Source organism: Streptomyces sp. NPDC051664, assembly GCF_044453545.1.
Classification (GTDB): domain Bacteria; phylum Actinomycetota; class Actinomycetes; order Streptomycetales; family Streptomycetaceae; genus Streptomyces.
Window position 1 is genome coordinate 1 of sequence record NZ_JBITCU010000033.1, and the last position, 19,893, is coordinate 19,893.

Consider the following 19,893-nt stretch of genomic DNA (forward strand, 5'->3'; position numbering starts at 1 on the left):
CAGCGTCAGATCATCGGCGAAATGCCGGTCACCGGTGGCGTCGGGCACGTACTTCACACAGACAACGATCCTCAAGCTCACGCCGGCTCTCCTACCTGGGTGTGGTTCCTGAGTGGACCATATGGCACTCAGTACCCTCTGTAAAGGTACGTAGTGTCAAACGGCCGTCGTTGGTGTTAGGTTCCCGGCATGACCGAGGCACGCAGACCAGTGAAGAAGCCACCCATGCGGGAGGTGCTCGCAGAGGCGGCGTTCCAGCTCTTTCTGGAACGGGGCTTCGAGCGGACGACGGTGGACGACATCGTGGCGCGGGCCGAGGTCGGGCGGCGTTCGTTCTTCCGCTACTTCCCCTCCAAGGAGGACGTGGTCTTCCCCGACCACGAGCGCTGTCTCGCCGATATGACCGCGCTTCTGGAGGCGGCCGACGGCGGCGATCCGGTGGGCACGGTGTGCGACGCGGCCCGGCTCGTGCTGCGGATGTACGCCGCGAATCCGGAGTTCTCCGTCCAGCGCTACCACCTCACGCGCGAGGTTCCCGGCCTGCGGACCTACGAGTTGTCCGTGGTCCGCCGGTACGAACGCACGCTGGCCGAATATCTCCGCGGCCGCTACGCAGGCACCCCGGACGGCCCGCTGCACGCCGAGGTGGTAGCCGCGGCCGTGGTCGCCGCGCACAACAACGGCCTGCGGTCGTGGCTGCGTTCGGGCGGCAAGGGGGACGCGGAGGCCGCGGTGGACCACGCACTAGGGGTCGTGCAGCAGGTCTGGGGCGCCGCAGAAGGCGTCGTCACGCCGGCCGCGGGCGACGACGTCGTCGTGGTGGTCGCCGCCAAGGGCACGCCCATGTGGCGCGTGGTGCAGAAGGTCGAGTCGGCCCTCGCCGGGGACTGACCTCGACTTAGGTACTCAGTACCTTTACGTTCCGGCACTCAGTGCCATATGGTGCGTCTGCGTCGAAGCACGGCGCCGACGCACCCGAGCCGAGTCCAAGGGGTCGAGACGTGTCCCATTCCGTTTCAGCAAGTAATGCCGCGCCGACGGCGCCGGGTGAAGCCGGACTGATCTACCAGCTCTGCCGCTGGTGCGGTACGGCGTCGTTCCGGCGGCTGTTGTGTCCGGTGTGCGCGTCGAGCGATCTGGACTCCGTACGCAGCGACGGCCTTGGTGTCGTGGTGCGGTCCAGCGTGGTGCACCGCTACACCGAGGCTGCTCGCAACGAGTCCTTGGTCCGGCTGCCCGAAGGCTTCGTGTTCCGATGCCAGGTCGTGGGTGCCGCACCGCATCTGGTGTACGTGGGCGCGCGGGTGCGACCCGTCACCGGCGCCGACCCGGATTCCGGGGAGCCCCTCCTCGAACTCTGCGACCCGGTCGGGCGCGCCGACTGGCAGTGAACCGGTCCCCGGGCAGCCGGTGGACCCGGACATCACCGGCAGCCGCGAGCTGCCTCCAGAGAGGACATCCAGGCATGCGTGAATTCAGCAGGATCGGCGTCGTGGGCTGCGGCCTGATGGGGTCGGGCATCGCAGAGATCTGTGCCAGGGCCGGCCTGGACGTCAAGGTTGCCGAGCGTGGTGAGGAAGCCCGGGCAGCGGGCCGGTCCCGGATCGTCGCGTCGCTCGACCGGGGGCTGCGCAGCGGAAAGTTGAGCGAGACGGAGCGTCAAGCCGCGCTCGACAGACTCGCGTTCACCGTCGGCCTCGACGAGCTCGCCGACCGTGACCTGGTCATCGAGGCGGTCGCGGAGCTGCCGGACGTGAAGACAACCGTCTTCAAGGAGCTCGACCGGGTGCTGGCGGGCGGCGACGCGGTCATCGCCTCCAACACCTCGTCGATCCCGATCATCGATCTCGCCGCCGTCACCGGGCGCCCCCAGCGGGTCGTCGGCGTGCACTTCTTCAACCCCGTTGCCGTGCAGCGGCTCGTCGAGATCATCCCGACCCAGCTCACATCGGACGCGGTGACCGAGCAGGTGACCGCTTTCGCCGCGAACACCCTCGGCAAGACAGTCGTACGGGCCAGGGACCGGGCGGGCTTCGTCGTCAACGCCCTCCTCATTCCCTACCTCGTCTCCGCCGTCCGGATGCTCGAGTCGGGTGTCGCTTCCGCCGAGGACATCGACAACGGCATGGTGCTCGGCTGCGCCCACCCCATGGGACCGCTGCGCCTCCTCGACCTCATCGGCCTGGACACCGCGCAGTCCATCGCCGAGTCGATGTACGAGGAGTACAAGGAGCCGCTGTACGCGCCGCCGCCACTGCTGCGGCGCATGGTGGCCGCGGGAGCCCTCGGCCGCAAGTCCGGGCGCGGCTTCTACGCGTACGGCGACTGACCTCCGAACACTTCCGTAAGTCAAGGCGGTAACTCTGCTCCGTGCTCCCTCGGGCCGAGGGGGGCCTCGACGCCGACGCCATTGCCGCGCTGGTGCCTCAGGGCCGACGCGTCCGACAAGGATCTCCACGTACTGCGAAGCCCCCCGGTCCTCAGGGAATCGGGGGGCTCCGCAGTGGCGTTCGTCGGTGTCCCAGCGGGCGCAGCACGGCCTCCCGCACCATGCTGAACACGACGTGGCGCATGGTGCAGGCGCCGGAGGCCCGGTGGTGCGGGCCTCCGGCGGGTCGTGTGGAGCCCGGCGCTCAGACGATGTCGATGACGGTGCGCAGCGCCTCACCCGTGTGCATCTGTCGGATCGCCTCGTTGATCTCCGTCAGCGGCACGTGGTGCGTGATCATCGAGTCGAGGTCGATTCGGCCCGCACGCCACAGGTCGATGATCTTGGCGAACGTGCGGCGGACGTCGTCGCCGCCGTAGAAGGACGGCAGAACCGCCTTTTCGTTGAGGACCAGCTCGGCCATGCTCAGGCCACTCTCGTCGGTGCGGGAGCCGGCGCCGACCAGGCAGACCGTCCCACCCAGGCGGGTGGCGTCGTATGCGGCACGGAGGGTGCCCGGTTTGCCGACCGCTTCAAAGGCGTAGTCGAAGCCGAAGCCGCCGGTGACACGCTCGGAGACCTCGGCCAGCTCCTCGGGAGCGATCGCCTCGGTGGCGCCGAACTTCAGTGCCCACTCGCGGCGGTTCGCGGTCGGGTCCACCGCGATGATCCGTGCCGCGCCCGCGACCTTCGCACCCTGCAGGACGGAGATGCCGACGCCGCCCAGGCCGATCACGACGACCGAGGAACCGGGCCGCACCTTTGCTGTGTTGAGAGCCGCACCGATGCCGGTGGTGACACCGCAGCCGATCAGCGCGGCGATGTCGTACGGGACGTCGTCGGGGATCGGGATCGCCGCGTAGGCCGCGATCACGACCTCCTCGGCGAAGGTGCCGGCGCCGAGCATGCCGGGGACGATCGCGTGGCCGTCCTTGAAGTTGGGGTGGGCGAGGTTGCGGTACCCGCTGCGGCAGAGGTGGCCGTCGCCCGCCCGGCAGGAGGGGCACCTGTCGCAGGGCGGCATCCAGCAGACGATGACGCGGTCGCCGGGCCTGACGTGCGTCACGCCCTCGCCGACCTCGACGACCTCGCCCGCGCCCTCGTGGCCCGGGACGAACGGCGCGGGGTGGGTGAGCACGCCGCTCATCGCCGACAGGTCGGAGTGGCACAGGCCGGCCTTGTGCATCTTCACCCGGACGCGGCCGGGGCCGAAGGAGACGGACTCGACGTCCCTGACGTCCAGGGTCTCGTCACCGGTCTTGTGCAGGAAGGCTGCGCGCATGGTCGGAACTCCTCTTTGGTACGGGCGTACGGGCGTACGGGGTCAGGCGGGCAGGTTGACGGACTTGTACTCGAAGTAGGCGGACAGCCCCTCCGGGCCGAATTCACGACCGATCCCGGAGTTCTTGTAGCCGCCGAAGGGGGCAGCCAGATCGAGGCGGAAGCCGTTGACCGTGACGGTCCCGGTGCGCACCCGGCGAGCAACTTCGGTGCCACGCTCGGTGTCCGCGGTGAACACGGCGCCGGACAGGCCGAATTCGGAGGCGTTGGCGAGGGCGACCGCCTCGTCCTCCGTCTCGTAACGGATCAGGCAGACGACCGGGCCGAAGATCTCCTCGCGGGCGATCCGCATGTCGTTGGTGACGTCGCCGAACAGCGTCGGCTCGACGTACCAGCCGGTGGTCAGGCCCGCGGGAACGCCACCGCCGGTGAGGACCTTGGCGCCTTCCTCCTGGCCGATGCGGATGTAGTCGAGGTTCCGCTCCTGCTGCTTCTTCGTCACCATCGGGCCGACCACGGTCGCCGGGTCGGCGGGGTCGCCGACCTTGAGCCCGCCGAAGGCGGCGGTCAGTGCGCCGGCCACCTCGTCGTACCGGGAGGCCGGAACCAGTACCCGGGTGAGCGCGACGCACGCCTGGCCGCTGTTGGCGGCGCAGGTGCCACCGACGATGGCGGGCACGGCGACGGCCAGGTCCGCGTCGTCGAGGACGATCGCCGCGGACTTGCCGCCGAGCTCCAGCGAGACGCGGGTGAGGTTCTGCGCGGCGGCGGCCATGATTGCCTTGCCGGCCGCGACCGAACCGGTGAACGCCACCTTGTCGATGCCGGGGTGCGCCACCAGATGCGCACCGGTCTCGCGGCCGGCAGGCAGCACGCTGAGCACCCCCTCCGGCAGCCCGGCCTCTGCGCAGACGCCGGCCAGCCAGTTGGCGTCGAGGGGGGTCTCCGGGGACGGCTTGAGGACGACGGAGCAGCCGGCGAGCAGCGCCGGGGCGAGCTTTGCTCCGATGGTCAGCTGGGGCACGTTCCACGGAGTGATCGCCGCGACGACGCCGACCGCCTCCCGACGCACCAGGACCGGGCCGCCGGTGCCCTGCCGCTCGTGCTCCTCCTCGAACTGCGCGGCGGCGGCGAGCGTCATGGCGAGGACGCCGACGGTGGACAGGGCCTGTCCCCTTACGGCGAACAGCATCGGTGAGCCGTTCTGCAGGGTGATCAGCTCGGCCAGTTCCTGGTGGCGGGCGGCGACGGTGTCCTTGATCCGGGTGACGACCGCGATCCGTTCGGCCATCGTCATCCGAGGCCACGGGCCGTGGTCGAACGCGGTGCGGGCGGCCGCCACGGCCCTGTCCACGTCCTCGGGCGTCGCGTGCGGGACGCGCCCGACGATCTGTTCGGTGACCGGCGAGACCACTTCGATGGTGTCGTCGCCCGTGGGTTCGACCCACCGCCCTCCGATGAAGAGCTTGTGGTGATCGACGATGTCGGTCATGGCGTGGTCCTCGCTTCGTTGCGATGGGGCGGAGGTGGGCAGGGCGGGATGGGTCACGAGAGGGCACGGGGGATGTGGCGGACGCTCTTGCCGCCGGCTGTGTCGCCGCACATCGGAGGAGGCCGCCGGGGCGTGCGGGCCTGCGATCCGTACCGCCATCGACTCTCCTGGTGACTGACTAAGTGAATCGACCGTGCGGCTCGTACTGCTGACTCGATGCCCATCACTGCGAGGCGGCGGTATGCATAAATTCCTAGGAGCCTGCACTGACACGGCAATTCCGGACTTGCCGAGAGCGTCAAGTAAGGAAGAAGTTAATTCACGCTAACGTATCTGTCCAGAGTGTTGGTGAGGGTGGACGCGGCCGTCGGCGCCGTGGTCGCCCGCGTCGGCTGCTCGGGCTGCCGGGTGCGGTGGTCCGCCGGGCCGGCCTCACCGTGCCCCGTCGGTGCCGTCCGTCACCGGCCCGGTCAGCTGCCATCGGCCGCGCAGCCCTCGTCGACCTGGTGGAGGAACGGTCGCCGCGCTCGTCCGGCTGAGCGGGCAGTACCCGCCGAACCGGGTCGGTGGGCGTCCGGCCTGCTGTATTAGCCTGGGGGCAGTTCCGCGGCACTGCGGAGGGTTCAGGGCAGCGAGGGGCTGACAGATATGCGGACGGAAGCCTCGGGGCGGTCACCCGTACGCAGACCCCCGGACCGCAAGGCGCGCATCGTCGACGCCGCCGCGGCGCTGTTCTGCGAGCGCGGCTACCACAATGTGTCGGTCGCCGATGTGGCGGCGGCGGTCGGCATCACGGCCCCCGCCCTCTACCGGCACTTCCGCGGCAAGCCCGACCTGCTGCTCCAGGTCGTCACGGGCACGATCGACCGGATCGCGGACTCGGTCCGATCAGCACCCGATCTGGAGAGCTATCTCCGGGCGTCGGCGGCGCACAGCCCGGACCGCCGATGCGCTGCCACGCTGTGGCAGCGCGAAGCCCGGCATCTGTCTGAGGGGAACCGCGAGGAACTGCGCCGCGCCCTGGCCGACATCGCTACCCAGGTCGCCTCGCTGATCCGCACCGCACGCCCCGGCCTCGCCGAGCCCGACGCCGAACTGCTCGCATGGGCTGTGCTGTCCGTCTACGGATCCCTCTCCGGGCATCGTGTCTCACTGCCCCGGCGCCGCTTCGAGGAGCTGCTCCACCGTCTGGGCCGCGCCGCCGCGTTCTGCCCCGTGGGCACCCCGTCCACGGAAGCCGCCGACGCCCCGCAAGCACCCATGAACGGTGGTTACGCATCGCTGGCACACTCCCGCCGCGAAGAGATCCTCACCGAGGCGATCCGGCTCTTCGACGAGCGGGGCTTCCAGTCGGTGAGCACCGACGACATCGGCGAGGCCGCGGGGGCCTCGGGCCCCAGCATCTACAAGCACTTCCCGAGCAAGACGGATCTGCTCGTCGCCGCCGTGCTCCGCGGCGGCGAGCAGCGCAGGGCCGCCACCGCGCGGGCGCTGGAGAGCGCCACGGGCCCGCGCGAGAGCCTCGACGCGCTGCTCCGCTCGTACATCGAATTCGCCCTGAACCAGAGCCACTTGATCGGCGTACTGGTCGGGGAGCTGGACCAGCTCCCCGAGAAGGAGAACAAGGCGTCCCGCCAGACGCAGCGGGACTATCTGGCACTGTGGGTCCGCCTGCTCGACGAGGTCAGGCCGGGGCTCGACACGGCCGAGGCCAAGATCATTGTGAACGCGATGCTCACCACGGTCGACAACGCGGCCCGCACCGGACGCCTCGGCGAACGCCCTGACATCGCGGACCGCCTGGCGGATCTCGGTACGGTCCTGCTCCTCGACGAGGGCGAGTCCACCGGTTGATGGCCGGGTCGGGGCGCTTCCTGCCGCCTGCCGAGACCGCTCGCCGCTGATCAGGTGACTGTGTCGCCACCCGTCCGTCGGCGGTGGCACGTTCACGCAAGGGTGCTTCGACGAAGCGGCTGAGGGGTTCCGGGTGCTCCGTGAGCTCCGTCGGTGAAGTCATTGCCGGAGCGACGTCCAACTCAGTTTTTCTCATTGTGTGTTGAGTGTCGCGATGGGACGCGCACAGCTGCGTGTGTCAGCACGCCCTGACGGGTGAATGTCCCGCCCCGGCGGGCGCCGGGCCGCACATGTCGCCCCCATGGCTGGTTTGCTGCAGCTGGAAACTGGCGCGACGCTCCGGGGGGCCGCCGGCCGCCCCCGGTGGAAGCGGCGCCCTGCCGGGTGCCGAGCCCACCCGCGAAGGACCGATCGAAGGAGCGTCGTAGTGACGACGATGGGCACAGCAGGGGCGGACGAGACAGAGGAGTCGTACGCGAACGAGCTGCCGGTACGCAGCAGGGAGCCGGGAAACGTCGTCGTCAGGTGGATGAGCACCACCGATCACAAGACGATCGGCACGATGTACCTGGTCACGTCGTTCTCCTTCTTTGTCGTCGGCGGCGTGCTGGCTCTCGTCATGCGCGCCGAGCTGGCCCGTCCCGGCACGCAGATCGTCTCGAACGAGCAGTTCAACCAGGCGTTCACGATGCACGGCACGATCATGCTGCTGATGTTCGCGACGCCGCTGTTCGCCGGGTTCGCGAACTGGATCATGCCGCTGCAGATCGGTGCGCCCGACGTGGCGTTCCCGCGGCTGAACATGTTCGCGTACTGGCTGTACCTCTTCGGCTCGATCATCGCGGTGGCCGGCTTCCTCACCCCGAACGGCGCCGCGGACTTCGGGTGGTTCGCCTACTCCCCACTGACCGACGCGGTCCATTCGCCGGGGATCGGCAGCGATATGTGGATCATGGGTCTGGCCTTCTCCGGCTTCGGCACGATCCTCGGCTCGGTCAACTTCATCACCACGATCATCTGCTTGCGCGCACCCGGTATGACGATGTTCCGCATGCCGATGTTCGTGTGGACCGTGCTACTGACCGGTGTGCTGGTCCTGCTGGCCTTCCCGGTGCTGGCGGCGGCACTTCTGGTGCTGGAGGCGGACCGCAAGTTCGGGGCGCGCGTCTTCGAGGCGGCGAATGGCGGTGCGTTGCTCTGGCAGCACCTCTTCTGGTTCTTCGGCCATCCGGAGGTGTACATCATCGCGTTGCCGTTCTTCGGGATCGTCAGCGAGGTCATCCCTGTCTTCAGCCGTAAGCCGCTCTTCGGCTACGTCGGTCTGATCAGTGCGACGATCGCGATCGCGGGCCTGTCCGTGACCGTGTGGGCGCACCACATGTACGTCACCGGCGGTGTGCTGCTGCCGTTCTTCTCGTTCATGACGTTCCTCATCGCGGTACCGACCGGTGTGAAGTTCTTCAACTGGATCGGCACGATGTGGAAGGGATCGCTGTCCTTCGAGACGCCGATGCTCTGGGCGATCGGCTTTCTGGTGACGTTCCTCTTCGGCGGTCTGACCGGCGTCATCCTGGCCTCACCCCCGCTGGACTTCCATGTCTCGGACTCGTACTTCGTCGTCGCGCATTTCCATTACGTCGTCTTCGGCACCGTGGTCTTCGCGATGTTCGCCGGATTCCACTTCTGGTGGCCGAAGTTCACCGGCAAGATGCTGGACGAGCGGCTCGGCAAGATGACGTTCTGGACGCTGTTCGTGGGCTTCCACGGCACGTTCCTGGTGCAGCACTGGCTCGGTGCCGAGGGCATGCCGCGTCGTTACGCGGACTATCTCGCTGCCGACGGTTTCACCGCGCTGAACACGGTCTCGACGATCTCCTCGTTCCTGCTCGGCCTGTCGATGCTGCCGTTCTTCTACAACGTGTGGAAGACCGCCAAGTACGGGAAGAAGGTCGAGGTCGACGACCCGTGGGGCTTCGGCCGTTCACTGGAGTGGGCGACCTCCTGCCCGCCGCCGCGGCACAACTTCGTCACCCTGCCGCGGATCCGTTCCGAATCCCCGGCGTTCGACCTGCATCACCCCTCGGTACGGACCCTCGACGAGGGCGCCCACCATCCAGGCGCCACTCCCGCGACCCCCGGGGACCGGTAGGCGTGAGCGCGGCAGTCCGCCGACAAGGAGGAAGGAGCACCGAGTGGACCCCGACAAGGAGAGCGCCCGCGGACTGGCACAGATGGAGGGCTATCTGCTGTGGAGCGCCGAGGTCGAGGAGGCGCGCAGGCTGGCCCTCCGCTTCGCCGACGAGCTGCCCTGGCTCACCACCACCCAGCGTGAGGACGTGGCCCGCGTCTACACCGCGGACCGTGTCGCTGCATCTCGGGCGATGCTGGCCCGTATCGCCGCCCGCTCCACCGAACTGCGCGGCGAGTACAACGACCGCTACCGCAGGCTCCGGGCGCGCTGTGTGGCGGCCGCAGTCGTCACCGCCGGCGCGGTCAGCGGTACCTGCACGGCGCTCACCCTGCTGACCCGCTGACACCGGGCGGTCGTCCGTTCTGTCGTCCTCAGCAGGCGAACTCGGACCCGGTTCGTGAGGATGGTGGGTGATGGGCGCGTGTGACCGGGCAGGGGAACGGGCGCCCGCGCAGACCCGAGAAGGGACGAACACCGTGGCACGACCCAGGATTCTCGTCGTCGGCGCCGGATTCGGCGGGGTCGAGTGCGTACGCCGTCTGGAGCGCACACTCAAACCCGGTGAGGCGGACATCGCGCTCGTCGCGCCGTTCTCCTACCAGCTCTACCTGCCACTTCTGCCGCAGGTGGCGTCGGGCGTGCTCACACCGCAGTCGGTCGCGGTGTCGCTGCGCCGCAGCCGTCGGCACCGTACCCGGATCATCCCCGGCGGGGCGATCGGCGTGGACACGACGGCGAAGATCTGCGTCATCCGCAAGATCACCGACGAGATCGTCGACGAGCCGTACGACTACATCGTCCTTGCCCCCGGCAGTGTCACGCGCACCTTCGACATCCCGGGCCTGCTCGACAACGCCCGCGGGATGAAGACACTGGCCGAGGCCGCCTACGTGCGTGACCATGTGATCGCACAGCTGGACCTGGCGGACGCCAGCCACGACGAGGACGAGCGAGCCTCCCGGCTGCAGTTCGTGGTGGTCGGCGGCGGATATGCGGGCACCGAGACCGCGGCCTGTCTGCAGCGGCTCACCACAAGTGCCGTCCGGTACTACCCCCGGCTGGACCCGAAGCTCATCAAGTGGCATCTGATCGACATCGCCCCGAAGTTGATGCCCGAGCTGGGCGACAAGCTCGGGCTCAGCGCCATGGAGGTGCTGCGCGAACGCGGGATCGACGTGTCGCTCGGCGTGTCGGTCGCAGAGGCGGGGCCGGACAAGGTGACGCTCACCGACGGCCGGGTGCTGCCCTGCCGCACGCTGATCTGGACCGCCGGTGTCACTGCGAGTCCCCTGGTCGCCACCTTCGGCGCGGAGACCGTACGCGGGCGTCTGGCGGTGACCCCGGAGATGACCCTGCCGGGCTTCGACGGTGTCTTCGCGCTCGGCGACGCCGCCGCCGTACCCGACCTGGTCAAGGGCGACGGCGCGGTCTGCCCGCCCACCGCCCAGCACGCCATGCGGCAGGGCCGCAGGCTGGCCGACAATCTGATTGCCACGCTCCGCCACCAGCCGCTGAAGCCTTACGAACACCGGGACCTCGGGCTCGTTGTGGACCTCGGCGGCAAGGACGCGGTCTCCAAGCCGCTCGGCGTCGAGATGCACGGGATCGCCGCACAGGCCGTGGCCCGCGGCTACCACTGGTCGGCGATGCGAACCAATGTGGCCAAGGCACGGGTCATGACGAACTGGATGCTCAACGCCATCGCCGGTGACGATTTCGTACGCACCGGATTCCAGTCCCGCAAGCCGGCCACGCTGCGCGACTTCGAGTACACGGACTCCTACCTCACCCCGGAGCAGGTCCGCCAGCACACCGCCTCGTTGACCGCCCGAGGCTGATCCGGGACTGGACTCCCTCGGCGGTCACATTCCTCCGGCGCCGCGGGTCGTGCCACCGACGGACCGGATTCCGCCGCAGTGACATGCAGCATGAAGAGCCACCCGATCGACGGCGGCCGGCGGACCGCCTCGGTGAAGGACACGGACGGCAACGTGATCGGCCTCATTCAGCGGACCCGAGGTCATGGGCCGTGCTCGCAGGCCCCGCCGTTCCTTCTCCAAGGGGAGCGGCGGGGCCTGCCGGCTTCGCGTAGGGGGAGCAGCGGGCCGCCGGTCTCTCACACGTCGCGGATCCGCAGATCCATCCGGCCGAGGTGGTCGGCGTCCGAGACGAGGTCGATCGAGACGATCCGCCCGGCCTCGATGGTGAAGCCGATGACGACCATCGGCCCTCCGCCCGGGGCCCAGACGGCGCCGGCGAGCCCGTCGATCAGGGCGGGCTGTGCTGCCGAGGCACGCCCCGCGAACGTGGCCGCGACCGCAGCGGCCCCCACCGACCCGGCCACGCCCGACAGGGCCGCCGCGGGGTCGACGCGGAGTACGACGTCCGGGTCGAGCAGGGCCAGCAGCGCCTCGAAGTCGCCGCCGCGCGACGCGGTCAGGAACGCGTCGACGACTTCGCGCCGACGGGACATGTCGGTCCCGGGATCCGGGACCGTGCTCTGCACACGCCGGCGCGCGCGACTGGCGAGCTGCCGGGTCGCGGCCGGTGTGAGTTCCACGATGGGGGCGATTTCGTCGAACGGCACGGCGAACATGTCGTGCAGCACGAACGCCAGACGTTCCGCGGGCGACAGCGTGTCCAGCACCACGAGCAGCGCCAGCCCGACCGAGTCGGTGAGCTCTGCCTGCTCCTCGGGCCCGATGCCGACGTCGTGGCCCACGGTGGGCCCCGGCAGATGCGAATCCCAGGGATCCTCACGGCGGGTCTCGCGGCTGCGCAGCATATTGAGGGAGACCTGGGCGACGACCGTGGTCAGCCATCCGCCGAGGTTCGCCACGTCACCGAAGTCGGTACGGATGAGCCGCAGCCAGGTGCCCTGGACGGCGTCGTCGGACTCGGCGGCCGAACCGAGCATCCGGTAGGCCACTGCCCGCAGCCGGGGCCGGTGCTCCTCGAAGCGGGCCGCCAGAATTTCCTGTTCGTCCATCGGTCACTTTCCTCCGTCGCTCCGTGTCGGACAAGTGACCCATGGGACCAGGCCTTTGTGACACGCTCCGGGCGCCGACACGCCGACACGCCGACACGCCGACACGCCGCCGCGTCGCCCCGGGCGGGAGGCGGTGACCGCCGGACAGCGGGCACCGGCCTCCCGGAGCCGTGACCGGCCGGCTCAGTCGTTGCCCTCGTGACCCGCGGTCAGCGCCGGGTCGCGCTCCACCACCGGGTCCAGTACGTCGTCGATGGCCTTCAGCAGATCCGCGTCGAACTTCACGCCCGCTGCCTTCACGTTCTCCGTGACCTGCTCGGGCCGGGAGGCACCGATGATCGCGGCGGAGACGTTGGGGTTCTGCAGCACCCAGGCGACGGCCAGCTGAGCAAGGCTCAGACCGGCCTGGTCCGCCAGCGGCCGCAGCCGCTGGACCCGCTCCAGGACGTCGTCGCGGAGCCACCCGGCGACGAACGATGCACCGCCCTTGTCGTCCGTCGCCCGCGAACCGGCCGGCGGCTGCGCCCCCGGCTTGTACTTGCCCGTCAGCACGCCCTGGGCGATCGGCGACCAGACGATCTGACCGATGCCGAGCTCCTCGGACGCGGGAACGACTTCACCCTCGATGACCCGCCACAGTGCCGAGTACTGCGGCTGGTTGGAGACGAGCGGAACGTTCAGCTCGCGGGCCAGACCGTGTCCGGCGCGCAACTGGTCCGCCGTCCACTCCGAGACGCCGATGTAGAGGGCCTTGCCGGAGCGGACCACGTCGGCGAACGCCTCCATGGTCTCTTCCAGCGGGGTGCTGTGGTCGTAGCGGTGTGCCTGGTACAGATCCACATAGTCGGTCTGCAGCCGGCGCAGCGAGCTGTCGATCGATTCGAGGATGTGCTTGCGGCCCAGACCGCGGTCGTTGTGCCCGGGGCCGGTCGGGAAGTAGACCTTGGTGAACACCTCGATGCTCTCGCGGCGCTGGTCCTTCAGCGCCCGGCCGAGGACGGCCTCGGCCCGGGTCTCGGCGTAGACGTCCGCGGTGTCGAAGGTGGTGATTCCGGCGTCCAGGGCGGCCTGGATGCAGGCGACGGCCGCGTCCTCCTCCACCTGGGAGCCGTGGGTGATCCAATTGCCGTAGGCGATCTCACTGATCGTCAGACCGCTGCGGCCGAGTCGGCGGAATTCCATGTGCCTGCTCTCCCTGTGCTGGTGCGTGAACACGTCATGCTATGTGTGCGCCACCGTGACTGCCGGGAGGACTCAGGCGTCGGGCACGGTGCCTTGGATCCGGCGGAGGAAGGTCGCGTTGTCGGGCGTCTGCCGGATCCTGTCCAGCAGCACCTCCAGCATCGCCTGCGGGTCCCTCGTGTGAAGCGCGCGCCGCAGCCCTCGTACGGCGGTCAGCTCGGCGGCGGGGAGCAGCAGCTCCTCGCGGCGGGTGCCGGACTGCGGAATGTTCACGGCCGGGTGGATCCGTTTGTCCGCCAGTGCGCGGTCCAGCCGGAGTTCCATGTTCCCGGTGCTCTTGAGCTCTTCGAAGAAGTAGTCGTCGGCACGGGACCCGGTGTCCGCCAGCGCGGTGGCGAGGATGGTCAGCGAGCCGCCCTCCTCGGCGCGGCGTGCGGCGCCGAAGAGCCGCTTGGGGCCGAGCAGGGCGGCGGCGTCCACGCCACCGCTGAGGGTGCGGCCTCCGGCGGACGCCACGTTGTTGTGGGCCCGGCACAGGCGAGTGAGCGAGTCGAGCAGGATCACCACGTCCTGGCCCTGCTCGACGAGCCGCTTGGCGCGTTCCACCGCGAGTTCGGCGAGGGCGATGTGCTCCTTCGCGGGCCGGTCGAACGTCGAGGCGAGGACGTCGCCCCGAACGGAGCGGCGCATGTCCGTGACCTCCTCAGGGCGCTCGTCGAGCAGCACCACCATGAGATGGCACTCGGGATGGTTGGCTGCGACGGCGGCGGCGATCTGCTGCAGCAGCACTGTCTTGCCGGTCCTCGGCGGGGCGACGATCAGTCCGCGCTGTCCCTTGCCGACGGGGGCGACGAGATCGACGATGCGGGTTGCCGGGCTGCCGCCGGGTGTCTCCAGGCGCAGTCGTTGCCCGGGGTGGAGCGGAGTGAGGTCGGCGAAGCGCGGCCGGCCGCTCAGCGCCTTCGGGGGGCGGCCGTTGATCCGCTCGACCGCTGACAGGACGCGCGGCCGGTCGCAGAGGCCTTCGATGAGATCGCCCCTGCGCAGGGCGTGCCGGCGGACGAGGGCCGCAGACACCTGGACGTCGGCGGGGGAGGGGTGGCCGCCGTCAGTGCGCAGCGCGCCGTGCCCCTGGTGCGTCAGGTCGAGGACTCCTGCCACGTTCGTGGGGAGTTGTTGCTGGTCGAGAGGGTGCTTCAGGGTGGTGGTCATGCGGGGTGGTCCTTTCGCGGACATGGCGAATGAAGGGGCCCGGCGGATGCGAAAGGGCGGTGGGATCACGCCCCGGACGACGGGCAGGAAAGTCCGTACCGGACTGGAGGAAGGTGATGCGGGAAGCTGCGTCGCCGGTCAAAAAAGGACGGACGGAGCAGCAACAGGAAGGAGAACCGGCACCGGCGCCCGAATCGGGGCGTTACACGCGTGCCGCTTGCACTCTACCACCTGGCGGACGCGGTAAGGGCTGTCCCGTAACCCCTGGCGGGCGCACGGCGACAGTTTCGGCACCCCCCTGCCTTGTCGGAACGCCCGAATACGCCCAGTACGAGGACGCCCCTCCGCCTTGCGATGCACCGCATCTGACGCCGCGCGCTGATCCACCGGGGGCTACGGGACAGGCCTTAGGTTCCGGGAATGCGGGAAGGGGGGGGGGGGGGGGGCCCCCCCCCCCCCCCCCCCCCGGGGCCCGCCCCCCCCCCCCCCCCCCCCCCCCCCCCCCCCTTCGTACGAGCGGTCAGCGCATCAGCGCATCAGCGATCGGTGCGTCAGCGCACGTCGCCCATGAGCTGCTTGACCTTGTTGCGGTACATGAAGATCGCAACACCCGCGGCCACCGCGAGGGCGGCCTGCAGAGTGACCACACCGGTGCCGTTGAGGTCGACACCCGCGATGGAGAGCAGACCCGTCGTGCAGTCACCGGCGGTGACGGCCAGGAACCAGACACCCATCATCTGGCTGGCGTACTTGACCGGAGCCATCTTCGTGGTGACGGAGAGACCCACCGGGGACAGCGTGAGCTCGGCGACCGTCTGGACGAAGTAGATCGCGACCAGCCACATCGCGGCGGCCTTGTGGCCGTCGGTGGCGATCGCCAGCGGCATCAGGAACAGGAAGAACGACGCACCGACCAGCACCAGGCCGGAGCTGAACTTCACGATGGTGCTGGGCTCCTTGCCGCGCCGGTTCAGCGACAGCCAGAAGGCGGCGAAGACCGGGGCCAGCGCCATGATCAGGACCGGGTTGACCGACTGGTACCAGGAGACCGGGAAGTCCCATCCGAGGACGCTGTTGTCGGCCGAGGAGTCGGCGAAGATCGCCAGGGTCGAACCACCCTGGTCGTAGATCATCCAGAAGATGGCAGCGGCGACGAAGAACCAGATGTAGCCGGACATCTTCGACTGCTCGGTGGCGCTGAGCTCCTTGTCGCGCTTGATCCGCGCCAGGACCAGCACCGGAATGACCAGGCCCGCGACGGTGATCGGGACGAGGATCCAGTTGAGCGTGTAGACGCCGGTGACGACCGTGACGATGTAGAAGACCGCGGCGACGGCCATCCAGATCATGCCCTTGCGCAGCGTGCTCGTGCGCTCGGCGGCGGACAGCGGCTTCGGGACGACGAGGCTGCGCTCGTTCAGGTGGCGGGTGCCCAGCAGGAACTGGACGAGTCCCAGCGCCATGCCGGCCGCGGCGAGCGCGAAGCCCAGGTGCCAGTTCACGTTCTCGCCGACGGTGCCGATGACCAGCGGCGCGGCGAAGGCGCCGACGTTGATGCCCATGTAGAAGATCGTGAAGCCACCGTCGCGGCGCGCGTCGTCCGGGCCGTCGTAGAGCTGGCCGACCATCGTCGAGATGTTGGACTTCAGCAGACCGGAGCCGATGGCCACCAGGCCGAGACCCGCGAAGAACGTGCCCTGCGTGGGCAGCGCCAGCGCCAGGTGGCCGATCATGATGACCACACCGGCGACGGCGACGGTCTTGCGGGGACCCCAGACGCGGTCACCGAACCAGCCACCGGGCATCGCGAGCAGGTACACCAGCGACACGTAGACCGAGTAGATCGCCGTGGCCGTGGCGGGGTTCATGTGAAGCCCGTTGGGGGCGATCAAGTAGAGGGGGAGCAGGGCCCTCATGCCGTAGTAGCTGAAACGCTCCCACATCTCGGTCATGAAGAGAGTGGCCAGGCCGCGGGGGTGGCCGAAGAAGGTCTTCTCGGAGCCAGACGTGCTGGCTGAGTCCTTCGTCAGGCTGGACGCCATGGTCGATCCTTGCTTGCTCGGGACGCGACGCCTTGTGAGCGTTGAGCGCCCGGTGGGGGGAGGCCGGCACCGATGTGGCTGCGCCCACCCCTCACGCCTGAGAGGGGATTCGCTCCGGACCCCGTACCTGGGTACGGAGTCGATGTCGGAGTCGCGGGACGGACCGCATCGGGATCCACGCCCGGAGTACTTCTTTGCGCTCCGGGCCCGGCCACAGGTCATTCACTGAACCAAAGGCTGGCGAATACCAGCCCGCATACAAAAGAGACCCTCGGCGCTTAAAGCTGCCCAAAGGTCTTTGAGTAGTGCAACAGGCGTCGAACCACCATACGACACCACAGTGCGGGATATGGAAGGACTTGAGAGATGGATCACAGGGAGGAATGCAACCAGGGTCGCATATTCGAAGGCGTGCCTCGGTTCGGGCCGGGGACCCGCAGGCCTTGTCGATCACCTCACGACAGCCGCCTCATGCGGACTACCATCACCCCATGACCCGTGTACTGCTCGCCGAGGACGACGCCTCCATCTCGGAGCCCCTGGCTCGCGCCCTGCGTCGGGAGGGTTACGAGGTCGAAGTCCGCGAAGACGGTCCGACCGCTCTCGACGCCGGCCTCCAGGGCGGCATCGACCTGGTCGTGCTCGACCTGGGCCTGCCCGGGATGGACGGCCTCGAAGTGGCCCGAAGGCTCCGCGCCGACGGCCACACCGTGCCGATCCTGGTGCTCACCGCCCGTGCCGACGAGGTGGACACCGTCGTCGGCCTGGACGCCGGAGCCGACGACTACGTCACCAAGCCGTTCCGCCTGGCCGAGCTCCTCGCCCGGGTCCGGGCGCTGCTCCGGCGCGGTGCCACGGAGCCCTCGCCGCAGCCCGCCACGCACGGCGTGCGAATCGACGTCGAGTCGCACCGGGCCTGGATGGGCGACGAGGAACTCCAGCTCACCGCGAAGGAGTTCGATCTGCTTCGGGTCCTGGTCCGCGACGCGGGCCGGGTCGTCACCCGCGACCAGCTGATGCGCGAGGTCTGGGACACCACCTGGTGGTCGTCGACGAAGACCCTCGACATGCACATCTCCTGGCTCCGCAAGAAGCTCGGCGACGATGCCGCCAACCCCCGCTACATCGCGACCGTCCGGGGCGTCGGCTTCCGCTTCGAGAAGAGCTGACGTACAGAAACAGTCATGCGCCGCCGACTGATCAACTCCACCCTCGCCGTGGTGCTCGTGGTGATCGCCGTCTTCGGCGTCTCCCTCGTCATCGTCGAGACCCGCACCATCAGCAACAGCGCCCAGGAGAGCGTCGACTCCGAGGCGCTGCGGCTGATCAGCGTCGTCGAGAGCCGGCTCCTCGGGGCCGAGCGGATCAACCCCTCGGTGCTGGCCGAACAGGTCGACGACAACCGGTACGCGCTCGTCAGGATCCCCGGCCGTGCCCCCCTCGAGGTGGGCACGCGCCCCACCGGCAGAGTGATCAGCAGTACGGCGTCCGGGGAGCGGGGCGAGAAGGTCACCGTCGAGGAGTCCAGCTCGGCCGTCACCCGCGAGGTCGGCCGCACCCTGATGATCATCGGCGCGGTGGCGCTCCTCGCGATCGTCTCCGCGGTGCTCCTCGCGGTACGCCAGGCCAACAAACTGGCCTCGCCGCTCACCGACCTCGCCGAGACGGCGGAACGCCTGGGCTCCGGTGACCCACGACCGCGCCACAAGCGGTACGGGGTGCCGGAACTGGACCGGGTCGCCGACGTCCTCGACTCCTCCGCGGAGCGGATCGCGCGGATGCTGACCGCGGAACGCCGGCTCGCCGCCGACGCCTCCCACCAGCTGCGCACCCCGCTGACCGCGCTCTCCATGCGGATCGAGGAGATCTCCGTCACCGACGACCCGGACACGGTGAAGGAAGAGGCGAACTTCGCCCTCACCCAGGTCGAGCGCCTCACCGACGTGGTGGAACGGCTGCTGACCAACGCCCGCGACCCGCGCACCGGCTCCGCGGTCGTCTTCGACCTCGACGAGGTCGTCAAGCAGCAGATCGAGGAGTGGCGCCCGGCCTACCGCGGCGAGGGCCGCGCCATCGTCCGCTCCGGCAAGCAGGGCCTGCGGGCCGTCGGCACCCCGGGTGCGGTCGCCCAGGTGCTGGCCGCACTGATCGAGAACTCACTGATGCACGGTGGCGGCACGGTGGCGCTGCGCACCCGGGTCACCGGCAACCAGGCGGTCATCGAGGTGACGGACGAGGGCCCGGGGGTCCCGCCCGACCTGGGCGCCCGGATCTTCGAGCGGACGATCAGCGGCCGCAACTCCACGGGGATCGGCCTGGCGGTGGCCCGCGACCTGGCGGAGGCGGACGGCGGCCGTCTGGAACTGCTCCAGCAGCAGCCGGCGGTCTTCGCCCTCTTCCTGAGCCGAGTGCCCGTCCCTCGCCAGGAACCGGAACGCCCGGTGCGCTGACGCGAGCGAGGTCCGCCTGCACACGCGCAGGACGGCATCAGCCGGGATCGAGCCCGTCGAGGGGTCCCCCCCATGCCCTTGGGACTCTGGGGGAGATCGAGGGCAGACCGGTCACCGGGCGGCCCCGGTGCCTCAACGCCGTACCGCTTCCGCCGGCGCCACCGGAACCCGCCCCTGCGCCACCACACCTACACCGTCTTTGGCAGGCAGCGCCTTGAAGACCCAGCTCCGGTAGGACCAGAACCGGAACAGCGTCGCGATCCCGATTCCCAGGATCTTGAACACGTTGCTCTGGACGGGGCTGTTCCAACCGAACCCGTACGTCGCCGCGTACAGCACACCGTTCTCGATCACTGCGCCCGCCGCGCTGAACAGCAGGAACAGCATCAGCTCCCGGGTCCGGCCGGTCTTGTCACGATCCCGGTACGTCCAGTAGCGGAAGCCCACGTAGTTGAAGAGGATGGCGACGAACGTCGCCAGCAGACTGGCCCGCACCACCTGAAGGTCCGTGCTGTGCCGCAGCAGGTTGAAGACCGCGATATTGACCAGCAGACCCAGCGCGCCGACGGCGCCGAACTTGGCGACCTCCCGGGCCAGCCGATCCAGCCGGGTTCGCAGTGCGCCCCGTTCGCTCATGGTGATCGCTCAGCCCCGTCCGTGGATTCGGTCAACCCGGTCATGCTAACCAGCACCCCTGTGGGATGCCTGTGAGCTGACGCAGAACCCGGCGACATGGAACCGTCACGGGACCGCCCGCAGGGGCATCGTCCGG

16 protein-coding genes and 1 pseudogene are annotated in these 19,893 nt (G+C 69.3%); 9 read left to right on the plus strand and 8 right to left on the minus strand.

Translation table 11 applies throughout. The features are described from left to right. Positions 1 to 81, minus strand: a pseudogene (locus tag ACIA8E_RS34955) (electron transfer flavoprotein subunit beta); the annotation flags it as partial. Between the two features lie 108 nt (positions 82 to 189). Between ACIA8E_RS34955 and ACIA8E_RS34960 the strand changes: the two are divergent. The 3 genes from ACIA8E_RS34960 to ACIA8E_RS34970 all read left to right on the plus strand — a co-directional run bounded on the left by ACIA8E_RS34960 (position 190) and on the right by ACIA8E_RS34970 (position 2,329). Next, positions 190 to 891 (plus strand): TetR family transcriptional regulator, encoded by a 702-nt coding sequence (locus tag ACIA8E_RS34960; protein WP_399304343.1) that lies wholly within the window; start codon positions 190 to 192, stop codon positions 889 to 891. A gap of 110 nt (positions 892 to 1,001) precedes the next feature. Beyond that, positions 1,002 to 1,391, plus strand: a complete 390-nt coding sequence (locus tag ACIA8E_RS34965) for a Zn-ribbon domain-containing OB-fold protein (protein ID WP_399304345.1) — start codon at positions 1,002 to 1,004, stop codon at positions 1,389 to 1,391. Between the two features lie 74 nt (positions 1,392 to 1,465). Next, the gene (locus ACIA8E_RS34970; protein ID WP_399304347.1) at positions 1,466 to 2,329 is read left to right on the plus strand and encodes a 3-hydroxybutyryl-CoA dehydrogenase; all 864 of its coding nucleotides are present in this window, start codon (positions 1,466 to 1,468) and stop codon (positions 2,327 to 2,329) included. Between the two features lie 304 nt (positions 2,330 to 2,633). Here the strand turns inward: ACIA8E_RS34970 and ACIA8E_RS34975 are convergent, their stop codons facing one another. Together ACIA8E_RS34975 and ACIA8E_RS34980 are read right to left on the minus strand one after the other, a co-directional pair. Further along, the gene (locus ACIA8E_RS34975) at positions 2,634 to 3,710 is read right to left on the minus strand and encodes a zinc-binding dehydrogenase (RefSeq protein ID WP_399304349.1); all 1,077 of its coding nucleotides are present in this window, start codon (positions 3,708 to 3,710) and stop codon (positions 2,634 to 2,636) included. Between the two features lie 42 nt (positions 3,711 to 3,752). Next, on the minus strand, positions 3,753 to 5,201 hold the full coding sequence (locus ACIA8E_RS34980) for an aldehyde dehydrogenase (protein ID WP_399304351.1): 1,449 nt from the start codon (positions 5,199 to 5,201) through the stop codon (positions 3,753 to 3,755). A gap of 648 nt (positions 5,202 to 5,849) precedes the next feature. Between ACIA8E_RS34980 and ACIA8E_RS34985 the strand changes: the two genes are divergently transcribed. The 4 genes from ACIA8E_RS34985 to ACIA8E_RS35000 all read left to right on the plus strand — a co-directional run bounded on the left by ACIA8E_RS34985 (position 5,850) and on the right by ACIA8E_RS35000 (position 11,084). Beyond that, positions 5,850 to 7,055, plus strand: coding sequence for a TetR/AcrR family transcriptional regulator (locus tag ACIA8E_RS34985; RefSeq protein ID WP_399304353.1), 1,206 nt, complete (start codon positions 5,850 to 5,852; stop codon positions 7,053 to 7,055). 436 nt (positions 7,056 to 7,491) lie between these two features. Beyond that, positions 7,492 to 9,204 carry a cytochrome c oxidase subunit I gene (ctaD, locus tag ACIA8E_RS34990; protein WP_399304433.1) on the plus strand — a complete coding sequence of 571 codons (1,713 nt, stop codon included), beginning with the start codon at positions 7,492 to 7,494 and terminating at the stop codon, positions 9,202 to 9,204. A gap of 43 nt (positions 9,205 to 9,247) precedes the next feature. Then, on the plus strand, positions 9,248 to 9,589 hold the full coding sequence (locus ACIA8E_RS34995; protein WP_399304355.1) for a hypothetical protein: 342 nt from the start codon (positions 9,248 to 9,250) through the stop codon (positions 9,587 to 9,589). Positions 9,590 to 9,722: 133 nt separating this feature from the next. Next, positions 9,723 to 11,084 carry an NAD(P)/FAD-dependent oxidoreductase gene (locus tag ACIA8E_RS35000; protein WP_399304356.1) on the plus strand — a complete coding sequence of 454 codons (1,362 nt, stop codon included), beginning with the start codon at positions 9,723 to 9,725 and terminating at the stop codon, positions 11,082 to 11,084. 278 nt (positions 11,085 to 11,362) lie between these two features. On the opposite strand, the gene ACIA8E_RS35005 is transcribed toward ACIA8E_RS35000, so the two are convergent. The 4 genes from ACIA8E_RS35005 to ACIA8E_RS35020 form a co-directional block, all read right to left on the minus strand. Continuing rightward, positions 11,363 to 12,235, minus strand: a complete 873-nt coding sequence (locus ACIA8E_RS35005; protein WP_399304358.1) for a sigma-70 family RNA polymerase sigma factor — start codon at positions 12,233 to 12,235, stop codon at positions 11,363 to 11,365. A 183-nt stretch (positions 12,236 to 12,418) separates the two neighbouring features. Next, positions 12,419 to 13,417, minus strand: a complete 999-nt coding sequence (locus tag ACIA8E_RS35010) for an aldo/keto reductase family protein (protein WP_399304360.1) — start codon at positions 13,415 to 13,417, stop codon at positions 12,419 to 12,421. Between the two features lie 72 nt (positions 13,418 to 13,489). After that, on the minus strand, positions 13,490 to 14,653 hold the full coding sequence (gene rho, locus ACIA8E_RS35015; protein ID WP_399304362.1) for a transcription termination factor Rho: 1,164 nt from the start codon (positions 14,651 to 14,653) through the stop codon (positions 13,490 to 13,492). A 527-nt stretch (positions 14,654 to 15,180) separates the two neighbouring features. Continuing rightward, positions 15,181 to 16,671 carry an oligopeptide:H+ symporter gene (locus tag ACIA8E_RS35020; protein ID WP_399304364.1) on the minus strand — a complete coding sequence of 497 codons (1,491 nt, stop codon included), beginning with the start codon at positions 16,669 to 16,671 and terminating at the stop codon, positions 15,181 to 15,183. A 491-nt stretch (positions 16,672 to 17,162) separates the two neighbouring features. On the opposite strand from ACIA8E_RS35020, the gene ACIA8E_RS35025 reads away from it, so the two are divergent. Both ACIA8E_RS35025 and ACIA8E_RS35030 read left to right on the plus strand, forming a co-directional pair. Then, positions 17,163 to 17,840 carry a response regulator transcription factor gene (locus ACIA8E_RS35025; protein WP_030926954.1) on the plus strand — a complete coding sequence of 226 codons (678 nt, stop codon included), beginning with the start codon at positions 17,163 to 17,165 and terminating at the stop codon, positions 17,838 to 17,840. Positions 17,841 to 17,855: 15 nt separating this feature from the next. Beyond that, positions 17,856 to 19,121, plus strand: coding sequence for an ATP-binding protein (locus tag ACIA8E_RS35030; RefSeq protein WP_399304367.1), 1,266 nt, complete (start codon positions 17,856 to 17,858; stop codon positions 19,119 to 19,121). 132 nt (positions 19,122 to 19,253) lie between these two features. Here ACIA8E_RS35030 and ACIA8E_RS35035 read toward each other — a convergent pair whose 3' ends face one another. Continuing rightward, positions 19,254 to 19,757: a GtrA family protein gene (locus ACIA8E_RS35035; protein ID WP_399304369.1), complete on the minus strand. Its 504-nt coding sequence runs from the start codon at positions 19,755 to 19,757 to the stop codon at positions 19,254 to 19,256. Positions 19,758 to 19,893: the final 136 nt, after the last annotated feature.

Bases quoted from the DNA above. Each gene is read 5' to 3' on its own strand.
- ACIA8E_RS34960 (WP_399304343.1), top strand. From the start codon at position 190: ATGACCGAGGCACGCAGACCAGTGAAGAAGCCACCCATGCGGGAGGTG.
- ACIA8E_RS35020 (WP_399304364.1), bottom strand. From the start codon at position 16,671: ATGGCGTCCAGCCTGACGAAGGACTCAGCCAGCACGTCTGGCTCCGAG.
- ACIA8E_RS35035 (WP_399304369.1), bottom strand. From the start codon at position 19,757: ATGAGCGAACGGGGCGCACTGCGAACCCGGCTGGATCGGCTGGCCCGG.
- ACIA8E_RS35005 (WP_399304358.1), bottom strand. From the start codon at position 12,235: ATGGACGAACAGGAAATTCTGGCGGCCCGCTTCGAGGAGCACCGGCCC.
- ACIA8E_RS34975 (WP_399304349.1), bottom strand. From the start codon at position 3,710: ATGCGCGCAGCCTTCCTGCACAAGACCGGTGACGAGACCCTGGACGTC.
- ACIA8E_RS34970 (WP_399304347.1), top strand. From the start codon at position 1,466: ATGCGTGAATTCAGCAGGATCGGCGTCGTGGGCTGCGGCCTGATGGGG.
- ACIA8E_RS34980 (WP_399304351.1), bottom strand. From the start codon at position 5,201: ATGACCGACATCGTCGATCACCACAAGCTCTTCATCGGAGGGCGGTGG.
- ctaD (WP_399304433.1), top strand. From the start codon at position 7,492: ATGGGCACAGCAGGGGCGGACGAGACAGAGGAGTCGTACGCGAACGAG.
- ACIA8E_RS35025 (WP_030926954.1), top strand. From the start codon at position 17,163: ATGACCCGTGTACTGCTCGCCGAGGACGACGCCTCCATCTCGGAGCCC.
- ACIA8E_RS34985 (WP_399304353.1), top strand. From the start codon at position 5,850: ATGCGGACGGAAGCCTCGGGGCGGTCACCCGTACGCAGACCCCCGGAC.
- rho (WP_399304362.1), bottom strand. From the start codon at position 14,653: ATGTCCGCGAAAGGACCACCCCGCATGACCACCACCCTGAAGCACCCT.
- ACIA8E_RS35010 (WP_399304360.1), bottom strand. From the start codon at position 13,417: ATGGAATTCCGCCGACTCGGCCGCAGCGGTCTGACGATCAGTGAGATC.
- ACIA8E_RS35030 (WP_399304367.1), top strand. From the start codon at position 17,856: ATGCGCCGCCGACTGATCAACTCCACCCTCGCCGTGGTGCTCGTGGTG.